Genomic DNA, 23,554 nt, shown 5'->3' with positions numbered 1-23,554 from the left:
GGCGCGAAAGCCGCCACGACATCAATCCTAACTGGATCAGCCCTTCAGGACTTCAACCAGCGTCTTGCCGAGACGGGCCGGAGATGGCGAAACCGTGATGCCGGCCGCTTCCATTGCCTCGATCTTGTCTTCCGCGCCGCCCTTGCCGCCGGAGATCACGGCGCCGGCATGGCCCATGGTGCGGCCGGGAGGGGCGGTGCGGCCCGCGATGAAGCCGACCATCGGCTTCTTGCGGCCCTTCTTCGCCTCGTCCTTCAGGAACTGGGCTGCTTCTTCCTCGGCCGAGCCGCCGATTTCACCGATCATGATAATCGATTTCGTGGCGTCGTCGGCGAGGAACATTTCCAGCATGTCGATGAACTCGGTGCCCTTGACCGGGTCGCCGCCAATGCCGACAGCCGTGGTCTGACCGAGGCCCTCATTGGTGGTCTGGAACACGGCCTCATAGGTGAGCGTACCGGAACGCGACAGTACGCCGACCGAGCCCTTCTTGAAGATCGAGCCCGGCATGATGCCGATCTTGCATTCTTCAGGGGTCAGCACGCCCGGGCAGTTCGGCCCGATCAGGCGCGACTTGGACTTGTCGAGACGGGCCTTGACCTTGACCATGTCAGCCACCGGAATGCCTTCGGTGATGCAGACGATCAGCGGGATTTCAGCCTCGATCGCTTCGAGGATCGCAGCGCCAGCGCCGGCCGGCGGCACGTAGATCACGGACGCATCCGCGCCGGTGCGCTCCTTGCCCTCGGCAACCGAGGAGAAGATCGGCAGCGACGTACCGTCCACGCCCGAACTCCACTGCTCGCCGCCCTTCTTCGGGTGGATACCGCCGACCATCTTGGTGCCGTAATAGGCCAGCGCCTGCTCGGTATGAAACGTACCGGTTTTGCCGGTGAGGCCCTGAACCAGAACCTTGGTGTCTTTGTTGACCAGAATGGACATGGTTACTCAGCCCTCCTTAACGGCCGAAACGATTTTCTGGGCCGCGTCGTCGAGATCATCGGCGGAGATGACGTTGAGGCCACTCTCATTGATGATCTTCTTGCCGAGTTCGACATTGGTGCCTTCGAGACGGACGACCAGCGGCACCTTGAGACCGACTTCCTTGACAGCCGCGATCACGCCTTCAGCGATGACGTCGCAGCGCATGATGCCGCCGAAGATGTTGACGAGGATGCCCTTGACAGCCGGATCGGCGGTGATGATCTTGAACGCCGCCGTGACCTTTTCCTTGGAGGCGCCGCCGCCGACATCGAGGAAGTTCGCGGGCTCCGCGCCGTAGAGCTTGATGATGTCCATGGTCGCCATGGCAAGACCCGCGCCATTGACCATGCAGCCGATATTGCCGTCGAGCGCGACATAGGCGAGGTCATACTTCGAGGCCTCGATTTCCTTGGCGTCTTCCTCGGTCGTGTCGCGCAGCGCGCGCACGTCGTCGTGGCGGAACAGCGCATTGCCGTCGAAGGAGCATTTGGCGTCGAGAACGCGCAGATGGCCGTTTTCCATGACGATCAGCGGGTTGATCTCCAACAGGCTCATGTCCTTTTCGACAAAGGCCTTGTAGAGGATCGGGAACAGACGCTCGGCGTCCTGGGCGGCATCGCCGTCAAGCTTCAGGGCTTCACAGAGCGCCCTGACGTTCGAGGCGGTCACGCCGGTTTCCGGATCGATGGCTACGGTGATAATTCTGTCGGGCGTTTCCTCGGCCACCGCTTCGATGTCCATGCCGCCCTCGGTCGAAACCACGAAAGCGACCTGACCAACCGTGCGGTCGACCAGCAGCGAGCAGTAAAGCTCGCGGTCGATATCGGCGCCGTCCTCGATATAGAGGCGGTTGACCTGCTTGCCGGCGGGGCCGGTCTGCTTGGTCACCAGCGTGTTGCCGAGCATTTCGTCCACGAACGCCTTCACCTCATCAGCGGACTTCGCCAGACGAACGCCGCCCTTGGCATCGGGGCCGAGTTCCTTGAACTTGCCCTTGCCGCGGCCGCCGGCATGGATCTGGCTCTTGACCACGTAAAGCGGGCCGGGAAGCTTGGCCACGGCCGCGTCGACCTCATCCTTGGTCAGGATGGCGACACCATCGGCAACCGGCGCGCCATAGCCCTTCAGCAGGGCCTTGGCCTGGTATTCATGAATATTCATTCGATATCCGTCCTTTTAGAGAAAGCGGCTTATTTCAGCGAGGGCGCGATTTCCTTGCAGGCATCGCAGAGGCCCTTCACGGCGGCGACCGAGGCTTCGAAACCGGCCTTGTCCTCGCCTTCCAGCGGAATTTCGACGATGCGCTCGACGCCGCCTTCGCCGATCACGATCGGAACGCCGACATACATGCCGTCAACGCCGTACTGACCGGTCAGGTGAGCGGCGGCCGGCATGACGCGCTTCTTGTCCTTGAGGTAGCTTTCGGCCATTGCGATGGCGGAAGCGGCAGGGGCGTAGTAGGCGGAACCGCTTTTCAGAAGGGCAACGATCTCGCCGCCGCCGCCACGGGTGCGGGTGATGATCGCGTCGAGCTTTTCCTGGGTGGTCCAGCCCATCTTGATCAGGTCGGGCAGCGGAATGCCGGCAACTGTCGAATACTGCGCGACCGGCACCATGCTGTCGCCATGGCCGCCGAGAACGAAGGCGGTGACGTCTTCAACCGAAACGTTGAACTCCTCGGCGAGGAAATAGCGGAAGCGGGCCGAGTCCAGCACGCCGGCCATGCCGACGACCTTGTTGGCCGGAAGGCCGGAGAATTTCTGCAGCGCCCAGACCATGGCGTCGAGCGGGTTGGTGATGCAGATGACGAAGGCGTTCGGCGCATGCTGGGCGATGCCCGCGCCAACCGCTTCCATGACCTTCAGGTTGATGCCGAGCAGGTCGTCGCGGCTCATGCCGGGCTTGCGCGGCACGCCGGCGGTGACGATGCAGACATCGGCGCCCGCGATGGCGGAATAATCGGATGCGCCGGAGAATTTGGCGTCGAAGCCGTCGACCGGCGAGGATTCAGCGATATCGAGCGCCTTGCCCTGGGGAAGGCCATCCGCGATATCGAACAGGACGACGTCGCCCAGTTCCTTGAGCCCGGCGAGATGCGCGAGCGTGCCCCCGATCATGCCCGAACCGATCAATGCGATTTTATTGCGCGCCATGAATTATATCCTCTGAAAATCCATTTCTGAGCACACCTCAACGCCTGCCCATGTCGCAAGCTGGGATATCGTCAATCCGGCCGATTTTCAACCGGTTTTTCCAACGCTAATATTTTCAATCGGTTATATATATTTCTATTGACGTAAAGGTAAGAATTCCAAAAGGCGGCACCTTTATTCAGCCTCATTCCCAGCCCATTTTTCCTTGTGCGCCGCGAGATAATCGCTGCTGCGCATCTCGAAAAGCCGCGATGCCGTGCGTTCGAATTCGAAACCCTCGCGGCCCTTACGCTCCGGGAGCAGATCCTCCGGCATGGCCGCAGCCGAGATCACCGTGCGGATCGTCTGGTCGTAGAGCGTATCGATCAGCATGATGAAGCGCTTGATTTCATTGCGGCTATCGCTGCCGAGCACCGGCACCCCCTCGATGAACACCGTGCGGTAGCGCCGCGCGATCGCCATATAGTCCGATGCCCCGAGCGGCTTTTTGCACAGATCGTCGAAGCTGAACCGGGCGACCCCGCCACAGGCCCTTGGCACATGCAGCACGCGGCCGCGCATTTCGATCTCCTCGGCCTCCCCCTCCTTGCCGCCGGTCAGCAGGCTCCAGTTCTCGTCCATCCGCGCCGCCGCTTTTTCGTCAAGCGGGGTCAGGTAGACCGGACGGCCCTCGAACTTCTCCATGCGGTAGTCGGTAGCAGAATCGAGTGTCGTTACCGTGACATTGTCCTTCAGCACATCGATGAAGGGCAGGAACAGGCCGCGGTTGAGGCCGTCCTTGTAGAGATCGTCCGGCGCGACGTTGGAGGTTGCCACCAGCACGCAGCCACGGGCGAAAAGCGCCGAGAACAGCCGCGACAGGATCATCGCGTCGGCGATATCGGTCACGGTGAATTCGTCGAAGCACAAAAGCCGGTTCTCGGCGATGATATCGTCGGCCACCGGGCCGATCGGGTCGGCCTCCTTCACCTCGCCCGCCTTGAGCTTGCGGCGATAGGCGTTCAGCCGGTCCTGCACATCGACCATGAAGGCGAGGAAATGGGCGCGGCGTTTGTCCGCAACCGGCGCGAGATCGAAGAACATGTCCATCAGCATGGTCTTGCCACGGCCGACGCTACCATGAATATAAAGCCCCCGGGTCAGCGGTCCGCTGCTGTTCTTGCCGTTCAGCAGCCGCGACAGCAGCTTTCCTTTCCGCCGCGAAGGCGCTGCCTTGAGCCCTTCCAGCACCGAGTCGAGTTCAGCCGCCACGGCGCGCTGCGCTTCGTCCGGGCTCAGCTTCTTGTCGTCAGTCAGCGCCAGCAGGCGCTCGGTCACGGTCGCAGCCATGTATATTTCCGATTTTTCGGGATATGTTTGTAGGATCGCCTGCGAAGCCCCTCCGGGGCGGCAGAAAAAAGGGCCCGGACGGGCCCTTTTCATCAGCGGCTCAACACGACCTGCTGGCCGGAGCTGCTGGTGCCTTCAATACGGGTGTCGGCGGTTTTGTAAAGCCTTGCAATGGCATAGCCATTGGCATCGTTGAGCACGACCTGATCGCCGTTGATGCCCCAGGACTTCATCGTCGAAAGCCCGCCGGTGCAGCCGCGCGTACCGCCGCGCAAGCCTTCGCCGAGATTGGTGAGGGTGAGGAACATGTCGCAGGTAACGCCGCCCTCGTTCACCTTCCAGCTTCCCACCAGCGCCGCGTTGGAAACCGCGACCGCGCCGGCGGGGGCTGCAACATTGCCCATGCCGCCGGCCGTTTCGGTCGCGCCAGGGGCTGCGGGATACTGCCCGGTCGTCATATCGGTCGCGCCCGGCTGGGTGGTGCCGTAGGTTCCCGTGGGATAGGCCGTCGCGCCAGCAGGCGGCGGCAGCGATCCACTCTGCACCTGACCGGCAGGCGCCGGGGTCAGCGGCTGCGGCGGCGGTGGCGCCGGCGGGGAATAATCATAGGTTGTCCGCTGACACGCGCTGAGGGCGAGAACCCCGGTCACTGCCGCGACCACCAAAACCTTGTGAACCATCAACCCGAACTCCTGCTCCTCTGGCGCAATTGCGACAGCCATTCCCGGCCGACCGCAATGCACAGCTTCAAAGTGCCTGCCCGCCCGCCACACCGATAGGGCGAGAAGACGACCGGACCCGGCAACAATCATATCGTGCGCAAGTCCAGTCCGGCAAGGGCTACACCACATTCATCTGAAAGCGCAACCAGCAGAAGGCCAACCCGCTTCACAATTGCGTAAGCCGGCGAAGCGAGCCGCGGAGCCCGGCAGGCCTCAGACCGACCGCTCGACCATCATCTGCTTGATGCCCGCGATCGCCTTGGCCGGGTTCAGGCCCTTCGGACAGGCCTGGGTGCAGTTCATGATCGTGTGGCAGCGATAGAGCCGGAAAGGATCTTCCAGATTGTCGAGCCGCTCGCCGGTGGCCTCGTCTCTGGAGTCGATCAGCCAGCGATAGGCCTGCAGCAGCACGGCCGGGCCGAGATAGCGGTCGCCGTTCCACCAATAGGAGGGACAGGAGGTCGAGCAGCAGGCGCACAGAATGCATTCGTAAAGCCCGTCGAGCTTGACCCGATCCTCGTGGCTCTGCTTCCATTCCTTGGCCGGCGGCGGAGAAACGGTCTTCAGCCACGGTTCGATCGAGCGGTGCTGGGCGTAGAAATTGTTGAGGTCCGGCACCAGGTCCTTGACCACCGGCATGTGCGGCAGCGGATAGATCTTCACCGCGCCCTTGATGTCGTCCATGCCCTTGGTGCAGGCCAGCGTATTGGTGCCGTCGATGTTCATCGCGCACGACCCGCAAATGCCCTCGCGACAGGAACGGCGCAGCGTCAGCGTGGGATCGATATTGTTCTTGATGTACAACAGCGCATCGAGAACCATCGGCCCGCAATCATCGAGGTCGACGAAGTACGTATCGATCGAGGGATTTTCGCCGGCATCCGGGTTCCAGCGGTAGATCTTGAACTCGCGAAGATTGGAAGCGCCTTCCGGCTTCGGCCAGGTCTTGCCGGTCTTGATCTTCGAGTTCTTGGGAAGCGTGAATTCAACCATGGCGGTTACCCTGTGTTCCTACAATATACCGTCTTGCTTCAGACGTTCAATGCCGGCGGCTGTCCGGACAGCGGTCGGACCGCCATCGCAAAGCCGTTTTCCGATGCCTTCGTCAAAAATCTCTCGTCAGCCGACACCAGGACATCATCCTCACTCCTCAGTGCACAGGCGAGAAACATGCAGTCGTAAACACTGTGCTGAAGCCGTCCGGCAAGTTCAAAAGCCGCCTCCAGCAATTCAAAAGACGGTACGACCGCATCGAAGAAGCCCGCCAGCTGACCAACGGCCTCGCTTGCCTGCGCGGGCCCGATCTCGCTCAGGCGCACTTTCCGCCAAAGCACATTGGCGGCCTCGACCAAGGCAAAGTCCGGGCAACAAATTCGTTCCGTCGTCTCCAACAGTCCCAGCGCCTCCGCGTGCCCTTCTTCCTGCACGAACCACTTCACGATCACCGAGGAATCGATGACCAATGTCATCGCGCCCGATCCTGACGCAACATTTCTGTCGCATCCGTCTGCCGCCGCTGCGGCGTCAGGGCGGCAATCCGCCTCGCCGTCTCCACTCTGCGCCCCCGATCGCGCGAAACGCCGGTGGCACGGCGGAGAATCTCGGTCGCCTCGGCTTCCGGCGAGATTTGATGGGTGTCGGCCAGTTCGGTCAGGCGCCGGACCAGCGCCTCGTCCACGACCTTTATCGTTATCTCACCCATCGCACTCTCCTCGATCAGTACACCCGCGCCTTGGGGGCGATCTTCTTGATGTCGATGCCGTCGGCGATCAGGTCGGTGTGGACCGGGCGGTAGTCGAGCCTGACGTCGCCGGCCTCGTTCACCCAGGCGAGCGTGTGCTTGCGCCAGTTCTCGTCGTCGCGGCCGGAGAACGGACCGTCGGCATAGTCCTCGCGGGCATGGGCGCCACGGCTTTCCTTGCGGGCCTCGGCGCCATAGACGGTGGTGATCGCGCAGGCCATCAGGTTCTGCAGCTCCAGCGTCTCTACCAGGTCGGAGTTCCAGATCATCGAGCGGTCGGTGACCTTGACGTCCGGCAGTTCCTTCCAGATTTCCGAAATCCGGCGGCAGCCTTCCTCCAGCGTTTCCTGGGTGCGGAACACGGCGGCCTCTTCCTGCATGGCGCGCTGCATCTTGTCGCGCAGCACCGCCGTCGGCTGCGAGCCGGAGGCGTGGCGGGTCTTGTCGAAGCGCTCCATGATCCTGTCGCAGGCGGCGATGTTCAGCGCCGGGATCGGGCTTTCGCGGTCGATCACCTGGCCGGCGCGGATCGCGGCGGCGCGGCCGAAGACCACGAGGTCGATCAGCGAGTTGGAGCCGAGGCGGTTGGCGCCGTGCACCGAGGCGCAGCCGGCCTCGCCGACCGCCATCAGGCCGGGCGACAGGCGCTCGGGGTTTTCGCTGTCCGCATTCAGCACCTCGCCGAAATAGTTGGTCGGGATGCCGCCCATATTGTAGTGGACGGTCGGCAGCACCGGGATCGGCTCGCGGGTGACATCGACGCCGGCGAAGATCTTGGCGCTCTCGGAAATGCCCGGAAGACGCTCATGCAGCACGGCCGGATCGAGGTGGTCGAGATGCAGAAAGATGTGGTCCTTGTTCTTGCCGACGCCGCGGCCTTCACGGATTTCCATGGTCATGCAGCGCGACACCACGTCGCGCGAGGCCAGATCCTTGGCCGACGGCGCATAGCGCTCCATGAAGCGCTCGCCCTCGGAATTGACCAGATAGCCGCCCTCGCCGCGCGCGCCCTCGGTGATCAGGCAGCCGGCGCCGTAGATGCCGGTCGGGTGGAACTGCACGAATTCCATGTCCTGCAGCGGCAGGCCGGCACGGGCGATCATACCGGCGCCGTCGCCGGTGCAGGTATGGGCCGAGGTGGCGGAGAAATAGGTGCGGCCGTAGCCGCCGGTCGCCAGCACCACCATCTTGGCGGAAAAGCGATGGATCGTGCCGTCGTCGAGGTTCCAGGCGACGACGCCGGTGCAGACCCCGTCATCGCTCATGATCAGGTCGAGCGCGAAATATTCGATGAAGAATTCCGCGTTGTTCCTCAGCGACTGGCCGTAAAGCGTGTGCAGGATGGCGTGGCCGGTACGGTCGGCGGCGGCACAGGTACGCTGCACCGGCGGGCCTTCGCCGTAGTTCTGCATGTGGCCGCCGAACGGGCGCTGGTAGATCTTGCCCTCTTCATTGCGGGAGAACGGCACGCCGTAATGCTCGAGCTCATAGACCGCCTGCGGCGCCTCCATGGCGAGATACTGCATGGCATCGACGTCGCCGAGCCAGTCGGAGCCCTTGACGGTGTCGTAGAGGTGCCACTGCCAGCTGTCGGGCGTCATGTTCTGCAACGAGGCGGCAATGCCGCCCTGGGCGGCAACGGTGTGCGAACGGGTCGGGAAGACCTTGGTGATGCAGGCGGTCTTGAAGCCCTGCTCGGCCATGCCGAGGGTCGCGCGAAGGCCGGAACCGCCGGCGCCGACGACGATCACGTCATAGGCGTGGTCGACATATTCATAGGCCTTGCCATTGGCGGCGGGAGAAGACGGTGTTGCCATGTGAATATTATCCTACAAACGCGATTTTCAGGATGGCGAACAGACAGAGCCCGCCGATCAGAACGGTAAAGAACGTGTTCGCCATCACGGCGCACAGCCTCGCCAGTTCGTTGTGGATGTAATCGTCGATGATTTCCTGCATGCCGATGCGCATGTGAATGAGGCCGGCAATCACCATCAGCCCCATCAGCACGGCGATGAAGGGATTGCCGAGGCTTGCCACCACCTCTTCATAAGGCGCGCCGATATGGGCGATGATGAAGATGATGAACAGAACGAACAGCGGCACGAGGGCGACGGCCGTCATCCGCTGCACCCAGAAATGATGGGTGCCTTCCCGGGCGGAGCCGAGGCCGCGAACCTTTTTTAGCGGTGTACGCATATCCATGGTGCTCTCCCTACCAAACCAGAAGCCCGACGATCCACAGAAGGACTGTGACCGCGACCGAGACGAAGGGCAGCGCGATCGCCATCTTCGTGGTGAATTCCTTGCCGATGCCGTGACCGAGATCCCAGGCAAAATGGCGAAGACCGCCAAGCATGTGATGCACCAGCGCCCAAGTGTAGCCGAACAGGATCAGAACGCCGAGCCAGGAGCCGAAGAACCAGCTCACGCAATCGAAGGCCCCCTTGCCCATGGCCGCCGAAACCAGCCAGGCGGCAAGCAGGATCGTACCGAAATACATCGCGCCGCCGGTAATGCGGTGGATGATCGACATCGCCATGGTCGGAATGAACCGGTAGACTTGGAGATGCGGCGACAGGGGCCGGTTGCTGGTCGGGTTGGCCATCAGAACCTCGCAGGCGTTCAATAGGACGCGGCATTTGTGCATTCGGCCTCACCCGGCAACCAATGTCGGGCGGAACCGATGTTCCCCGGTGGTGTAGCCACCGCAAACGACCGCGACAAGCCCATTCGATCCGCCCGCGCCGATTTAATCGGTTTGACACGCGGCGGATTGAAAAAGACCGTTTGTCGGGCCCGGAAAATCGCATGCTTTTGTCATCAAGTCCATCCGGGGCGTGGAAATTCAAGCAGTTAACATGAGCCAGAAACTCATGTTTGACGACTCAGTTGCTCCCGACGAAACGCCAGACCGTGGTCCGCTTCACCTCGCTGTCCTCCAGAACGCGGGTGACCGGCACGTGGTATTCGGCAAGCCGCTCCAGCCGCTCCTTCGGGCAATAGGCCCGCCCCGGATCGCCGACGAGAATGGTGATCCCTGCCGCATCGAGCCGCTCAAACCAGGGCAGCAGCGCCGCCGCCCATTCGGCATCGTAAAACACGTCACCGGCAAGCAGCACATCGCAATCGGGGATCGTCGCCATCAGGTCGAGCCCGGTGAACCCGACTGAAACGCCATTCAGTTCCGAATTGAGTTGGACGGCAATGGCCGAAAACGGATCGATATCCGCCGCAAGCACTGCGATCGCGCCCGCCTTTGCCGCCGCGATCGCCACCAGCCCGGATCCGCTGGCGAAGTCGACGACCCGCTTGCCCGCCACGCTCGTCGGATGATCGAGCACATAGCGCGCCAGCCCCTGCCCGCCGGCCCAGGCAAAGGCCCAGAACGGCGGCGGCACGCCGATGTCCTCAAGCTCGCCCTCGGTCTTCAGCCACAGTTCATGCACCTCGCTCGCCAGCCGGAGGCGGATTTCCGGCACATGCGGCGGGACCATGATCACGGTATTGTCGAGGATGAAGCGCCTGGGGTTTTTCATGCTTTTCCCATACACGGGAAAACCGGGTCCTGCCCAGCCACGACGCAGGGAGAATATCATGCCCGCACTACCGACAGATCAACAGAGTTCCGCCGGCAACCGGGCCCCAAAACACCGGCGGTTCCTTGATGGCTACGTTCGCAGAAAATTGCGAAGCCATTCATTCTCCGCAATTTCGACTGTTCGGCAGAAGACCGCCGCTCTCAGGCCCAGGGGCGTTCGGCGGCGAGCTTTGTTTCGTAGCTGGCGATATTGTCGCTCTTGGCAAGCGTCAGTGAGATGTCGTCGAGACCGTTCAACAGGCAGTGGCGCCTGAACGCGTCGAGTTCGAACTTGATCGAGCCGCCGTCGGGACCGGAGATTTCGCAGCTTTCAAGATCGACCGTCACCACCGCGTTCGACCCGCGCTCGGCATCGTCCATCAGCTTCTCCAGCTCTTCGGGCGAGACGATGATCGGCAGAATGCCGTTCTTGAAGCAGTTATTGTAGAAAATGTCGGCGAAGCTGGTCGAGATCACGCAGCGAATGCCGAAATCGGCAAGCGCCCACGGCGCATGCTCGCGCGAGGAGCCGCAGCCGAAATTATCGCCGGCAACGAGGATCTTGGCATCGCGATAGGCGGGCTTGTTCAAAACGAAGTCGGGATTTTCAGAGCCATCCTGATGATACCGCGCTTCGGCGAAAAGGCCGGTACCGAGACCGGTGCGCTTGATCGTCTTCAGATAATCCTTAGGAATGATCATATCGGTATCGACATTGACCACCGGAAGGGGCGCGGCAACGCCCGTCAGCTTGACAAATTTTTCCATAAGGACATCCTCGGCGCGTTTATTGAGCTCGCCATCGCTCTATAGCGGTTTTACGCCGCTTTCAACGGAAAACTGTACCTTTTGGTACGCGCGAAAAAAACAGAGGCAGCCGCAAGGGCTGCCCAAAAAGCGATCGACCGGCGATATCGAACCTCTCAGAGGTCGATGATCTTGCCCTTGCCGTCATCCCACACGCGCATGCCATCCTTGCGGCGGCAGTCGCGGGTGCGAACCGGAACGGGCACACGGCTGAGCTTGAACGCCACCATGCGCGCGACGGTCAGCACGGCGAGTAGGCCGAGAAGCGCCAGTCCAACGGAAGCAGCAAAAACAGTCACGAAGGCCACGGCGGCCAGCCCGACAATTGCCATCACTACGGAGCGGAAATTTTCCATTGTCAGTTTTCCTTTCACACTTTGTAATCTGGCGCGTCGGGGGCCGTTGCGCAAGAGGTGCAGGCCATTTTGTCTCACTGAATGCTGGCGAAAACTCTGCAAGGCATTATTTTCAAGCACTGGTAAAACTAGTGAGTCCGGAAATTGTCAGGAATATGACCATGACGTCCATCAAACTGTGGCGTTCACTGCTAAGCGTTCCCGCCATCAATCAGCGCGCGCTGCAAAAGTCGAAAACGCTTGCCGCCGACGCGATCATCTACGATCTGGAGGATGCCGTCGCGCCGGAGAAAAAGGCCGAGGCGCGCGAAAACCTGAAGCGGCTCTACGGCGAGACCCGGCCCCAAGGCGTGACCGCGATCCGGGTGAACCCGCTCGACACAGAAGCGGGAAACGAAGACCTGAAGACCGTGCTCGCCTGCCGGCCGGATGCCGTCCTGCTGCCCAAGGTCGGCAATGTGGCGACGATGGAGGCAGCGGGCGCGCTGCTGGAGCAAAACGGCGCGGCCACGCGCATGAAGCTCTGGGCGATGATCGAAACCCCGGAAGGCGTGGTCAATGCCGCGGCCATTGCAGGCGCCTGCTCCGATGTTCGGACCGGCGGGCGGCTTGCGGCGCTGATCGTCGGCGTCAACGACCTGCGCGCTGAGACCGGCGTGGCGCCATCGCCCGGCCGCGCCTATCTCGTGCCATGGCTGATGCAGACGGTGCTTGCCGCCCGCGCCTACGGCCTCCATGTCGTCGACGGCGTCTATAATGATTTCGCCGATCATGAAGGTTACGCGGCCGAATGCGCTGAAGGCGCCGCCATGGGGTTTGACGGCAAGATGCTGATCCACCCGAGCCAGATCGACGCCGCCAACCGCCATTTCAGCCCGTCGGAAGACGCTGTGGCCGAAGCGCGCGCGATCATCGCCGCATTTGCAAAACCGGGCGCTGCGGCGTTAAACGTCATCGATCTTGACGGCCGCATGGTCGAACGCCTGCATCTGGAGCAGGCCGAAGCGCTGCTTGCCGGCATGGTCGCCATTCAAACAACCAAGGAGACACAATGAAACTCTATCGCTTTCTCACCGGCCCGGATGAATCATCCTTCTGCCATCGCGTCACCGACGCGCTCAACAAGGGCTGGCAACTCCACGGCTCGCCGTCGCTGACCTTCGACCCGCAGCTCGGCAAGACCTATTGCGGCCAGGCCGTCACCAAGGAAGTCGAGGGCAAGGATTACGATCCGTCGATGAAGCTCGGCGAGCAGTAGACGCCAGTCAGGGCCGGACGGCGCTCAGATCGGCTGAAACGGCCTGAGAAGATAGCCGTCCGGGTCGCGGACCCAGAGTTGGCGCTGGCCCCTTTCGCCATCCGGCGTTCGATACCGGCGCTCCTCGGGGCCAAGCACGACAGGCCAGTCCGCTGCCGCAAGGCGGCTCACGATCCCGTCGAGATCGTCCACTTCGAGCTGGAAATTGATGCCGCCGCCGAGGGGCGTTGACGCAGCTTCGCCGAAGCTTCGTCCCATGCCGATCGTGTCCAGCATAAGCTGCGCCGCGCCAAGCTCCAGAAAGGCAAAGCCCTCCTCCGGCCGATCATAGGCTACCGAAAAGCCGATCAGGCCGACATAAAAATCGAGGCTTGCGGCCAGGTCCCTCACGCCGAGTTCGGGAATGAGGGCGTTGAACTTCACTTCCGGCCCCAGAGGATCTTGAAGCGGGCGTTGCGATACTCCTCGCCGCTCGCCTTGAAGTTTTCCGCAAGCACCGGCTCGTAGGGCAGACCGCGATTGGCGACCAGAAGCAGCCGGCCGCCGGGCTTCAGGGCATCGCTGGCTGCCTTGATCAGCGCCTTGCCGAGCGAGGGCTCCGCAGCCTTGCCGGCATGGAAGGGCGGGTTCATGACAATCAGGTCGTAGCGCGTCCTGACCTTTTCGCCCGCAAGATCCTGCCAGAAATAGCGGAACGCGCCCTGTTGGCCGGCGAGATTGACCTTCGCCCGCTCCAGCGCGCGATAGTCCGCCTCGTAGAGATCGATCGTCTCCGCGCGTGGCGCGCGTTCGGCAAGCATCGCCGACAGATAGCCCCAGCCGGCGCCGAAATCAGCCGCCATGCCGGAGAAATCCTCCGGCAGGCGTTCGCCCAGAATACGCGATCCCTCGTCGACCCGGTCATGCGAGAACAGGCCCGGCACGGTGGTGAACCGGCCGTCGATCTCGACGGTCGGATGGGTCAGTTTTCCGATCGCCTCCGAGGCATCGTCCGGCCGGGTGAACCAGACCGCGACGCCATGATATTTCGGCATCGAATCGAGGTCGGAAAACAGATGGCCGAGCCGCTTCCTCAGCGACTGGATGCCTTCCTCCTTGGTGCCCGCGATCACGATGAAACCGCCGGGCACGGTCTTCTCGAGCGCTTCCGCGATCCGGTTCTCGTTTTCGCCGCGATGCTTGGTGAGCAGAATGAGCGCCAGGTCGTAAGGCCCCTCGCCCGCCTCAGGCGTTACGGCGACGCCGGCGCGCTCAAGCCCCGTATACGGCGGACGAAACGGCTGCACCGCCTCGATTTCCGCGGCAAAGCCTTCCGGCGCCCGGTAGCCGGGCTCGGCCCCCAGAAACAGGCAGCGTCCCGCCTCCGGCATGGCGATCGTGCCGCTTTCGAAGGGATGGAAGATGGTTTTCAGCGTCTCGCGAGCCATGATGTCACCTGTGAAAAAGGCGCGAGCGATTTCAGCTCACGCCTGGAATTGTCGGTCTGCCAGGCCGCGCCTCTTGCAATCTCTCCCCTTGAGGGAGAGATGCCCCGACAGGGGCAGAGAGGGGTGCAGCGCAAACCGCATATTCTGAGAAAGCAGAGAGGGTTCACCCCTCTCTGTCGCTTTCGCGACATCTCCCCCCTCAAGGGGGGAGATTGGAAGGAGCATCAATGCTCCGACGGATCAGAAACCGACCGTCCGCCGCCCTTATTCGGCGGCGTCGTTTCTGGCGCCGCGATCGACTTCCTTGCCGGTCTCCTGGTCGACGACCTTCATCGACAGCTTGACCTTGCCGCGCTCGTCGAAGCCGATGAGCTTGACCCAGACCTTGTCGCCTTCCTTGACCACGTCGGTGGTCTTGTTGACGCGCTCAGAAGCCAGCTGCGAGATGTGGACGAGACCGTCGCGGGGGCCGAAGAAGTTGACGAAGGCGCCGAAATCGGCGGTCTTGACGACCGTACCCTCGTAGATCGCGTTGAGCTCGGGCTCGTCGACGATCGAGTGGATCCACTTCTTGGCCGCCTCGATTTCCTTGCCGGAAGAAGACGCGATCTTGATCGTGCCGTCGTCCTCGATGTTGATCTTGGCGCCGGTCTTTTCCACGATCTCGCGGATGATCTTGCCGCCCGAACCGATAACGTCGCGGATCTTGTCCACGGCGATCGTCATCATCTCGATGCGCGGGGCATATTCGCCGAGCTGCTCGCGGCCCTCGGTGATGGCATTGGCCATTTCGTCGAGAATGTGCTTGCGGCCGCCCTGTGCCTGGCCGAGAGCGACCTTCATGATCTCCTCGGTGATGCCCGCGATCTTGATGTCCATCTGCAGCGAGGTGATGCCGTCGGCAGTGCCGGCGACCTTGAAGTCCATGTCGCCGAGGTGATCCTCGTCACCGAGAATATCGGAGAGAACCGCGAAGCGCTCGCCCTCAAGGATCAGGCCCATGGCGATGCCGGCAACCGGCTTTGCCAGCGGAACACCGGCATCCATCAGTGCAAGCGAGGTGCCGCACACGGTCGCCATCGAGGACGAGCCGTTGGACTCGGTGATCTCGGAGACGACGCGCAGCGTGTAGGGGAACTGTTCCACCGTCGGCAGCATCGGGCGGATCGCGCGCCATGCAAGCTTGCCGTGACCGATTTCGCGGCGGCCCGGGGAGCCCATGCGGCCGGTTTCACCGACCGAATAGGGCGGGAAGTTGTAGTGCAGCAGGAAGCGTTCCTTGTACATGCCGGTCAGGGCATCGACATACTGCTCGTCCTCGCCGGTGCCAAGCGTGGCGACGACCAGCGCCTGGGTCTCGCCGCGGGTGAACAGCGCCGAACCATGGGTGCGCGGCAGCATGCCGACTTCGGAAACGATCGGACGGACGGTCTCGAGATCGCGGCCATCGATGCGGCTCTTGGTGTCGAGAATGTTCCAGCGCACGATCTTGGCCTGGAGATGCTTGAACACCGCGCCGATTTCCTCGGCGGTATACTTGGCCTCTTCGCCTTCGGCCGGTGCGTAACGCTCCTTCACCTTCGCCTTGCAGGCGTCGACGGCGTTGTAGCGGGCGGCCTTCTCGGTGATCTTGTAGGCGTCGCGCAGTTCGGTCTCGATGAAGGACAGCATGTCCGATTCGAGCGCGGAATGATCTTCCGGTTCGAATTCGCGCGGCTCCTTGGCGGCGACTTCGGCGAGCTTGATGATCGCGTCGATCACCGGCTGGAAGCCCTTGTGGCCGAACATGACGGCGCCGAGCATGATGTCTTCGTTGAGTTCCTTGGCTTCCGATTCCACCATCAGAACCGCGTCGCCCGTGCCGGCAACGATCAGGTCGAGCGCGGTTTCAGGCATTTCGTCGACATGCGGGTTCAGCACATATTCGCCGTTGATGTAGCCGACGCGCGCGCCGCCGATCGGGCCCATGAACGGAACGCCGGAAAGCGTCAGCGCGGCCGAGGTCGCGATCATCGCCAGAACGTCCGGATTGTTTTCGAGGTCATGCTGGAGAACGGTGACCACCACCTGGGTGTCGTTCTTATAGCCTTCGGGAAACAGCGGGCGGATCGGGCGGTCGATCAGGCGGGAAACGAGGGTCTCGTTCTCGCTCGGACGGCCTTCGCGCTTGAAATAGCCGCCGGGAATCCGGCCGGCGGCGAAGGTTTTTTCCTGATAGTTGACGGTGAGCGGGAAGAAGTCCCGGCCCGGCGTCGGCTGCTTGGCCGAGACGACGGTCGCCAGAACGACGGTTTCGCCGTAGGTGGCCATAACCGCGCCATCAGCCTGACGGGCAACCTTGCCGGTCTCAAGCTTGAGTGTGCGGCCGGCCCACTCGATTTCCACTTTGTGGGTGTTGAACATGTCTTGTCCTTTAACAAATGCTGCGACCCCGCCCTTCCACAGAACGGAAGGCGATGCCGCGGCGTCACGTTTCATTCGACACGTCACGGGCAAGACAACGTGCTGCTTCCGGTAAGCGAAGCAGCCTGCAATCCTGCCCCATGACAGGTCCGTTTCGGCATGCAGCGCCGGACGTTCCGGGGCTGCGCTTTCTGATCCTGTGCCCGCCACGGCACAAAACCGGCGCTCTTCAGCGCAAATGGAAACGGCGGACGCAAACGCCCGCCGGATAAAACTTAGCGGCGAATGCCGAGACGGCCGATAAGGCTCGTATAACGGCTTTCATCGATGCGCTTTACATAATCAAGCAGCGAACGGCGGGTCGAAACCAGCGTCAGCAGACCACGGCGGGAATGGTTGTCCTTCTTGTGGTCCTTGAAGTGCTCGGTCAGGTTGGTGATCCGCTCGGTGAGGATCGCAACCTGAACTTCGGGCGAACCGGTGTCGCCTTCCTTGATTGCGTATTCCTTGATCAGCTCTGCCTTGCGTTCAGCAGTAATCGACATCGGTCATCCTTTCTTTGAGAAATGAGGGTGTTTCAAGTCGCCCGGGCCGGGATGTCGTCCAGCAGGGGCCATTCATGCGCATCTATTTCAATGCTGGCGCCCATATAGGCCAAACGGAAGGCAATGTCGAGTGCCGCGTTGCCCGCGCCGGAACGGGCAGTCCGGCAGGCATCTCATGCGAAGACAAGGAGAAATCACATCCGTTACTGCAAAAGGTTCAGCCCGATCTTGCAGGAGCCCGCCGCGTCATCAACGCAGCGGGTCCTTTGGTGTTACTGCCGCACGGCCTTGACATCATCCTCGGTCACGGCCGGCGCGGAATTGCCCCAGGCGCCGCGCAGGAATGTTTCCAGCGTGGCGATGTCGGCATCCGACAAGCGGTCGGCGAAGGCCGGCATCTGCAGCCGTTCCGGGCGCTTGGCCGTCGACGGCATCGCCGCGCCGTGGAGAATGACCTCGGTCATGCCCCTGGTCGTGTCCGCCGTGACCAGCGAGTTTCCGGAAAGGGCCGGGAACACGCCGGGGGCGCCCCTTCCGTCCGGCATGTGGCAGGCGTTGCAGTTGTTGAGATAGAGCAGTTCTCCATCTGTGAGGTCTGCCGCCGCCTTGAGCCTGGCCGTCGTCGGATCGTCGGCGGCATCGAGGCGGTCGGTGGTCCGCTGGTCCGGCACCGGCCGCGGGTCGGGCCTGACGTCCGAGATCGCCCGCAGATAGGCGACCATCGCATCGGCGTCCTCGTCCTTCATGTATTGAAGGGATTCGCCGACCACAAGCTGCATCTCCCCAACGACTGCGGAGTGGGCGTTGCGGCCGGTGGTCAGATAATCCTTCAGGTCCTGATCGGTCCAGGTCTGGAGAGCGGACTGGGCCGTGCGGAGATCGGGCGCCGTCCAGCCGCCGATTTCACCGCCCGTCAGGAAGGCGGGATTGCCGGCATCGGTCCCGTCCTCGGCCATGATCAGGTTGCGCGGGCTGTGGCAGGCCGCGCAATGGCCTAGCGCCTGTACCAGATAGGCACCGCGGGCAAGCGCGTCGCTTTCGCCCGCGATCTCATCCGGATGGAAGCCCGGCTTGCCGAGCGCCAGCCAGTTCCAGACCCGGATGCCCCAGCGCTGGTTGAACGGAAAGGCGAGTTCGGTTTCCCTGACCGGATTGTCGACCGCCGCGACGTCATTGTGGATGTAGGCCCAGATCGCCCGGATATCCTCCTCCTTCAGGTGGCGGTAGTTCTCGTAGGGCATCGCCGGATAGAGATGCCGGCCGCCGGGCGCGATGCCGTCGACCAGCGCGGCGTGGAACTGGTCATATGTCCAGCCGCCGATGCCGGTGTTTGCGTCAGGGGTGATGTTGCTCGACCAGATCGTGCCCATCGGGCTTTCGATCGCCCGCCCGCCGGCGAACGGCTCGCCGCCCTCGGCGGTGTGACAGGCCTGACAGTCGGCCATCTGCGCGACGTACTGGCCTTCGCCCGGAGCCGGCTTCCAGTCGGCCGCGAGCTTGTCATCCGGCCCGGTGACGAATGGCGGCACGAATATGATCGCCGCCAGCGCGACAAGCCCGATGACGATGAGCGCGAGAATGATGCGAAGAAAGGTTTTCATGGTCCGGACTCCTCACATCAACGGTCTTGGGTTGGGCAGGTAATCCTTGCGCAACGCATCCAGCGCCCAGTAGGCCAGACCGCCGACCGCGCCCGTGGGGTTATACTGCAGGTTCTGCGGGAAGGCGGAGGCGCCCATGACCCAGACATTGTGACAGTCCCAGCTCTGCAGATGGCGGTTGATCGCCGAGGTCTTCGGGTCAATGCCCATGATCGCGCCGCCGACATTGTGGGTCGACTGGTAGGGGCGCACATCGTATTGCGCGCCGTCGCCCTTGTAGCCGGAGGCCATCGAATCCGGGTTCATGCTCTTTGCGATTTCCTCGATCTTCTCCTTCATGAACTGGGTCATCCTGATGTCGTTGTCCTTCCAGTTGAAGGTCATGCGCATCAGCGGACGGCCGTGGCGGTCCTTGTAGGTCGGATCGAGATCGAGACAGGTGTCGCGATAGGCCATGTTCGAGCCATGCGAGCCGATCGAGAGATTGTGACCATACCATTCGCCGACGGCTTCCTTCCAGCCAGCGCCCCAGGACGGCGTGCCGGGCGGCAGCGACATCTGCTGGATCGGGCGGCCGCCGGTATGGCCGCAGGTGATATAGCTGCCGCCGATGAAGCCCTCGCTGCCGAAATCGATCTGCGACATCGAGAAATCGTCGATTGTCATCCCGCCGGAGCCGGTGCCGACGAACGGATTGAACACCTTGTCCTTGAACCAGAGACTGGTTCCGCCGGTCATCTGGTAGGAATAGTTCCGCCCGACCACGCCTTCGCCGGTATCCGGATTGTAGGGCTGACCGATTTCGGAAAGCAGCAGAAGATGGACATTGTGCAGCGAATAGGCGCACACCAGCACGAGATCGGCCGGCTGGAACACTTCCTCGCCGGTATTGTCGTCGAAATAGGTCACGCCCGTGGCGGTCTTGCCGTCGGCGGCCTTTTCGATCTTCAGCACTTCGCATTTGGTCTTGTAGCTGAAGTTCGGCTTGCGTTTCAGCGCATCGAGAACGCAGACCTGCGGCGATGACTTCGAGTAGTTGTTGCAGCCGAACCGCTCGCAGAAGCCGCAGTAATTGCAAGGCCCGAGCTGCATGCCGTAGTCGTTGACATACTGGATCGAGGCATTGGCCGCGGGACGCGGGAACGGATGATAGCCCATCTTGCGGGCGGCATCGGCGAACAGTTCCGAATCCCAGGTGTTCTTCAGCGGCGGCATCGGATAGTCGGCCGAGCGCGGCGCCTCGAACGGATTGCCGCCCTCCTGGATTTCGCCGTTGATATTGCCCGCCTTGCCGGCAATGCCCGCGACGCTCTCGAACTTGGTCAGGAACGGCTCCATTTCCTCAGCCGTAACGCCCCAATCCTGAAGCTGCATGTCGTCGGGAATGATATCGGCGCCGAAGGTTTCCTCGACATAGGAGCGCAACCGGTATTCGACCGCCTGCGGACGCCAGGTCTGGCCGTTCCAGTGGACGCCGGCGCCACCGACGCCGTCGCCCGGCAGAAACGAGCCGAGATGGCGATAGGGAAGCGCTGTCTCCTGGGTATTGTGGCGCACGGTCAGCGTGGAGTTGACCGGCTTCTGCATCAGCCCGTAACGGACGCCGTATTTCAGTTCATCGAAAATATCGGGATACTGGAAGTCGGGAACCGTGCTGCGGTCCTCGCCGCGCTCGAGCGCGAGGATATCGAGCCCTTCTCCGGCCAGTTCCATGCCCATGATCGCCCCGGTCCAGCCGAGCCCGATGATGACCACGTCTTTTTTGGGATCTGTTCTCGTTGCCATGGTTTACGCCCTGTCCCCGTTGATCGCGACAGGCCCCAGAGGGTATTTCGCATTCTCGCGACCCGGCCAGGAGGTGAAGGCGCCGCGCGCGCCCGGGAAACCGATATAGACCCAGGCCTGCATGTCGTGATTGCCGCCATGGCTCGGATCGGCGAAATAGCCCTCCTTGGTGTTGGCGAGAAGAAACTGGAAGAAATCGCGCAGCTCCGGGGCAAGCGGCACCTCCCCCTTCTGCAGCGCGGTCAGCGCGGCATCCTGCTTGGCGGCCTCAAGGTTTTCGAAATTGTCGCCATGGGTCTCGTTGCACCAGTCCTGAAAGACCGGGATCGCCTGGCGGTAGATCTCCGCCGGCGTGAGCGGGCTCTGGAAGCCGAGCGTGGGCGGCGCCGAAGGGTCGAACGGTCCCTGCATGTACCAGGTCGAAGCCTTGCCGAAATCGCCTGCGAGCTGCCGGTCGATGAAGACCGGCACCCGACAGTCGATCGCGCCGGGCCCGTCGCCGCCGGAGGGAATGAGGCGGGCGCAGGCGGCCATCACAAAAGCCCATTCCGCGTCATTGAGATAGACCCGCTTGACCTGATCCAGCGGCGGCGGGGTTTCCTTTTCGGGCGCTTGCGCATTGGCTGAGCCGGCAAGCGAAGCAATCGCCACCCCGGCAGCAGTTCCCTTGAGGAAACCGCGCCGAGACGGACGTCCTGGCATGTCACGCATGATCATTTCCTTTCGCCGGCCAAGGCCGGTCTGCTCTCCCCGCCTGCGAATGGTCCGGATTTCTCTCCGGAAACGGAGGCGGCTCCAGTCTTCCGGACTATCTCCGGAAGACGATCGGCCTTGTCGCGCACGACAGGCCGACATCCTCAACATCAAACATTGTGACGCATGATCGCCGACAAGAGAAGGCGAATTTTTTTCCGCATCTTTGGAAAAGGCAAGGAAAAGCGAGCGATCAACCCTGGATTGACGTGAAGCACATCACGAAAGCAGCGCCCGAAAACCTGCACTCCTGCGGATCAGATGACCAGGGCGCCGCAGAACATCCGTTCCGGTTGTCAGGCCTTACAGTTTTCCGGAGTGGCCTTTGCTCCTATTCTCGGCCGCTGATCGGCCGGCGGCGCGGATTTGCGCATCGGCTCGAGGAAAACTGCAAAGCATGATGAAAGAATGTCCTGAATGACCGAATGGCTCGTCACCACGTTGCGGGAAAACGTGGAAATACCGCTCTTTCTCTGCCTCGTTGTCGGTTTCACCGTCGGACGGATTCAGGTCAAAGGCATATCGCTGGGCGAAGTGACGGCGACGCTGCTTGCGGCGCTCGCCATCGGCCAGATCGGCATCGAAATCTCGCCGAAGATGAAATTCGTGTTTTTCGCGCTCTATCTGTTCGCCGTCGGCTACAGCGCGGGCCCGCAATTCGTGCGCGCCCTGTTCGAAGGCGGCCTCAAACAGGCGGGATTTGCGGTCGTCATCTGCGTCATCAGCCTGCTCAGCGTCTATGCCGTCGCCCGGCTTGCCGGCCTCGACGTCGGGGCGGCGGCGGGTTTCTTCGCCGGCTCCGCGACAACCTCGCCATCCCTGCCGCTTTCGGAAACCGCCATCGCGAAATCGACCATGACGGCCGCGGCCAAGGCCCACGCGCTCGACATCATGCCTGCGGCGTTTTCGATCAGCTTCATCATCGGCACCCTCACTTCGGTCCTGATGCTGGCAATCATCGGGCCGCGGCTGTTGAAGGTCGACCTCGCCGCTGCCTGCCGCGCCTATGCCGCCGGGATGGGAGGCGATGGCGGGAGAACGCGGCGCGGCACCGCCTGGCACCAATATGTCGCGCGGGCCTACCGCGTCGATCCGGCCTCGCCGCTGGTCGGCCTCAGCGTCGCCAGCGCCGAGCATTTCTTCGACAATCACAGGCTGTTCCTGGCGCGGCTGCGGCGGAACGGCCAGATCATGGAGGCGACCGCCTCGGTCGAGATCGCGGCCGGCGACATCATCGCCCTTGCCGGGTCGCGACACGTGCTTTTGAGCGAGGTCAGCAAGGTGCTCGAGGAAGTCGATGACGCCGAACTGCTCGGCGTCGAGGTCGAAGGCACCGACGTGCTGATCACCGCGCGCCAGTTCTCCCAAAAGCCGCTGCAGGCGCTCGCGGACCTTCCCGAGACGCGGGGCGTGTTCATCACCGCGATCCATCGCGGCGCCCTGTCGGTATCGATCCCTGTGCTCGACGATACCGTGCTCTATCGCGGCGACGTCATCCGGATCATCGGCCGTCCCACCGACATTGCCGATTTCGCAAGAAAATTCGGCTATCTCGACCGGGAGACCGAGCGGGCCGACATCGCCTTCATCAGCGCCGCCATCGTCGCCGGCGCCGTGATCGGGGCGCTGAGCTTCAGGGTAGGAGACGTGCCGCTGACGCTGTCGACGGCCGGCGGCATTCTGCTGATCGGCCTGTTCTTCGGCTGGCTGCGCTCGGTGCATCCCGTCTTCGGCCGCGTTCCCGGCGCCACTCTGTGGTTCATGAATTCGATCGGCCTCAACCTGTTCATCGCCGCACTTGGCCTTGCCGCCGCCCCAGCGCTTGTCGGCGGCCTGAAGGAACTGGGCTTCATCTTCCTGCTCTGGAGCCTGATCGCCTCCGTTGTCCCGTCGCTGCTGGCCATGTATCTCGGCAAATACGTCTTCCGCTTCGATGACGCCATCCTGTTTGGATGCTGCGCGGGGGCCAGGAAGTCCTCTCCGGCGCTGGCGATGCTGACGGAAAAGGCCGAAAGCCAGATCCCGGCGATCGGCTTTTCGGTCGGATATGCGGTCTCGACCACGCTGCTGATCCTGTTCGGCCTGGTGATCGTGATGATGATGTGAGCCG

24 protein-coding genes are annotated in these 23,554 nt (G+C 62.5%); 3 read left to right on the top strand and 21 right to left on the bottom strand.

The genetic code is table 11. The features are described 5' to 3' along the window. Positions 1-36 precede the first annotated feature (36 nt). The 14 genes from sucD to HQ843_RS12560 form a co-directional block, all read right to left on the bottom strand. On the bottom strand, positions 37-942 hold the full coding sequence (gene sucD / locus HQ843_RS12625) for a succinate--CoA ligase subunit alpha (protein WP_180897983.1): 906 nt from the start codon (positions 940-942) through the stop codon (positions 37-39). A gap of 6 nt (positions 943-948) precedes the next feature. Further along, the gene (gene sucC, locus HQ843_RS12620) at positions 949-2,145 is read right to left on the bottom strand and encodes an ADP-forming succinate--CoA ligase subunit beta (RefSeq protein WP_180897984.1); all 1,197 of its coding nucleotides are present in this window, start codon (positions 2,143-2,145) and stop codon (positions 949-951) included. A 29-nt stretch (positions 2,146-2,174) separates the two neighbouring features. Next, positions 2,175-3,137 (bottom strand): malate dehydrogenase, encoded by a 963-nt coding sequence (mdh, locus tag HQ843_RS12615; protein ID WP_180897985.1) that lies wholly within the window; start codon positions 3,135-3,137, stop codon positions 2,175-2,177. Positions 3,138-3,311: 174 nt separating this feature from the next. Next, positions 3,312-4,466 carry a cell division protein ZapE gene (gene zapE, locus HQ843_RS12610; protein ID WP_180903498.1) on the bottom strand — a complete coding sequence of 385 codons (1,155 nt, stop codon included), beginning with the start codon at positions 4,464-4,466 and terminating at the stop codon, positions 3,312-3,314. 92 nt (positions 4,467-4,558) lie between these two features. After that, complete coding sequence (locus HQ843_RS12605) at positions 4,559-5,146, bottom strand: AprI/Inh family metalloprotease inhibitor (RefSeq protein ID WP_180897986.1); 588 nt, start codon at positions 5,144-5,146, stop codon at positions 4,559-4,561. 255 nt (positions 5,147-5,401) lie between these two features. Further along, positions 5,402-6,181 carry a succinate dehydrogenase iron-sulfur subunit gene (locus tag HQ843_RS12600; protein ID WP_180897987.1) on the bottom strand — a complete coding sequence of 260 codons (780 nt, stop codon included), beginning with the start codon at positions 6,179-6,181 and terminating at the stop codon, positions 5,402-5,404. 38 nt (positions 6,182-6,219) lie between these two features. Continuing rightward, on the bottom strand, positions 6,220-6,657 hold the full coding sequence (locus HQ843_RS12595; protein ID WP_180897988.1) for a type II toxin-antitoxin system VapC family toxin: 438 nt from the start codon (positions 6,655-6,657) through the stop codon (positions 6,220-6,222). Continuing rightward, a complete protein-coding gene (locus HQ843_RS12590; protein WP_180897989.1) occupies positions 6,654-6,890 on the bottom strand; it encodes a FitA-like ribbon-helix-helix domain-containing protein in 237 nt (78 codons plus the stop codon). Before HQ843_RS12590 ends, HQ843_RS12595 begins: the two co-directional genes overlap by 4 nt. Before the next feature lie 14 nt (positions 6,891-6,904). Beyond that, on the bottom strand, positions 6,905-8,746 hold the full coding sequence (sdhA, locus tag HQ843_RS12585; RefSeq protein ID WP_180897990.1) for a succinate dehydrogenase flavoprotein subunit: 1,842 nt from the start codon (positions 8,744-8,746) through the stop codon (positions 6,905-6,907). A gap of 7 nt (positions 8,747-8,753) precedes the next feature. Beyond that, on the bottom strand, positions 8,754-9,134 hold the full coding sequence (sdhD, locus tag HQ843_RS12580; RefSeq protein WP_180897991.1) for a succinate dehydrogenase, hydrophobic membrane anchor protein: 381 nt from the start codon (positions 9,132-9,134) through the stop codon (positions 8,754-8,756). A 10-nt stretch (positions 9,135-9,144) separates the two neighbouring features. Continuing rightward, entirely contained in the window at positions 9,145-9,537 is a 393-nt protein-coding gene (sdhC, locus tag HQ843_RS12575) for a succinate dehydrogenase, cytochrome b556 subunit (protein WP_180897992.1), read from the bottom strand. Positions 9,538-9,817: 280 nt separating this feature from the next. After that, on the bottom strand, positions 9,818-10,468 hold the full coding sequence (locus HQ843_RS12570) for a class I SAM-dependent methyltransferase (protein ID WP_180897993.1): 651 nt from the start codon (positions 10,466-10,468) through the stop codon (positions 9,818-9,820). A gap of 203 nt (positions 10,469-10,671) precedes the next feature. Next, positions 10,672-11,277 carry a 3-isopropylmalate dehydratase small subunit gene (gene leuD, locus HQ843_RS12565; protein WP_180897994.1) on the bottom strand — a complete coding sequence of 202 codons (606 nt, stop codon included), beginning with the start codon at positions 11,275-11,277 and terminating at the stop codon, positions 10,672-10,674. A 155-nt stretch (positions 11,278-11,432) separates the two neighbouring features. After that, positions 11,433-11,672, bottom strand: a complete 240-nt coding sequence (locus HQ843_RS12560) for a hypothetical protein (RefSeq protein ID WP_180897995.1) — start codon at positions 11,670-11,672, stop codon at positions 11,433-11,435. Between the two features lie 155 nt (positions 11,673-11,827). Between HQ843_RS12560 and HQ843_RS12555 the strand changes: the two genes are divergently transcribed. Further along, complete coding sequence (locus HQ843_RS12555; protein ID WP_180897996.1) at positions 11,828-12,727, top strand: HpcH/HpaI aldolase/citrate lyase family protein; 900 nt, start codon at positions 11,828-11,830, stop codon at positions 12,725-12,727. Continuing rightward, a complete protein-coding gene (locus HQ843_RS12550; protein ID WP_180897997.1) occupies positions 12,724-12,930 on the top strand; it encodes a DUF1737 domain-containing protein in 207 nt (68 codons plus the stop codon). The genes HQ843_RS12555 and HQ843_RS12550 overlap by 4 nt, the downstream gene beginning before the upstream one ends. Positions 12,931-12,954: 24 nt before the next feature. On the opposite strand, the gene HQ843_RS12545 is transcribed toward HQ843_RS12550, so the two are convergent. The 7 genes from HQ843_RS12545 to HQ843_RS12515 all read right to left on the bottom strand — a co-directional run bounded on the left by HQ843_RS12545 (position 12,955) and on the right by HQ843_RS12515 (position 21,402). Beyond that, positions 12,955-13,353: a bleomycin resistance protein gene (locus HQ843_RS12545; RefSeq protein ID WP_180897998.1), complete on the bottom strand. Its 399-nt coding sequence runs from the start codon at positions 13,351-13,353 to the stop codon at positions 12,955-12,957. Further along, the gene (locus tag HQ843_RS12540; RefSeq protein ID WP_180897999.1) at positions 13,350-14,357 is read right to left on the bottom strand and encodes a class I SAM-dependent methyltransferase; all 1,008 of its coding nucleotides are present in this window, start codon (positions 14,355-14,357) and stop codon (positions 13,350-13,352) included. Before HQ843_RS12540 ends, HQ843_RS12545 begins: the two co-directional genes overlap by 4 nt. Positions 14,358-14,621: 264 nt before the next feature. Next, positions 14,622-16,760, bottom strand: coding sequence for a polyribonucleotide nucleotidyltransferase (gene pnp, locus HQ843_RS12535; protein WP_180898000.1), 2,139 nt, complete (start codon positions 16,758-16,760; stop codon positions 14,622-14,624). A 275-nt stretch (positions 16,761-17,035) separates the two neighbouring features. Next, on the bottom strand, positions 17,036-17,305 hold the full coding sequence (gene rpsO, locus HQ843_RS12530; RefSeq protein ID WP_180898001.1) for a 30S ribosomal protein S15: 270 nt from the start codon (positions 17,303-17,305) through the stop codon (positions 17,036-17,038). Positions 17,306-17,577: 272 nt separating this feature from the next. Then, positions 17,578-18,906, bottom strand: a complete 1,329-nt coding sequence (locus HQ843_RS12525; RefSeq protein WP_180898002.1) for a cytochrome c — start codon at positions 18,904-18,906, stop codon at positions 17,578-17,580. A gap of 12 nt (positions 18,907-18,918) precedes the next feature. Next, on the bottom strand, positions 18,919-20,691 hold the full coding sequence (locus tag HQ843_RS12520) for a GMC family oxidoreductase (RefSeq protein ID WP_180898003.1): 1,773 nt from the start codon (positions 20,689-20,691) through the stop codon (positions 18,919-18,921). Between the two features lie 3 nt (positions 20,692-20,694). Beyond that, complete coding sequence (locus HQ843_RS12515) at positions 20,695-21,402, bottom strand: gluconate 2-dehydrogenase subunit 3 family protein (protein WP_180898004.1); 708 nt, start codon at positions 21,400-21,402, stop codon at positions 20,695-20,697. Positions 21,403-21,861: 459 nt separating this feature from the next. Between HQ843_RS12515 and HQ843_RS12510 the strand changes: the two genes are divergently transcribed. Next, positions 21,862-23,550: an aspartate-alanine antiporter-like transporter gene (locus HQ843_RS12510; protein WP_180898005.1), complete on the top strand. Its 1,689-nt coding sequence runs from the start codon at positions 21,862-21,864 to the stop codon at positions 23,548-23,550. Positions 23,551-23,554: the final 4 nt, after the last annotated feature.

The sequence above is a fragment of the Martelella sp. NC20 genome, from assembly GCF_013459645.1.
In the GTDB taxonomy this organism is placed as follows: Bacteria; Pseudomonadota; Alphaproteobacteria; order Rhizobiales; family Rhizobiaceae; genus Martelella.
The sequence above is the reverse complement of the archived record's forward strand: the minus strand, read 5'-3'. Positions and strand labels throughout refer to the sequence as shown.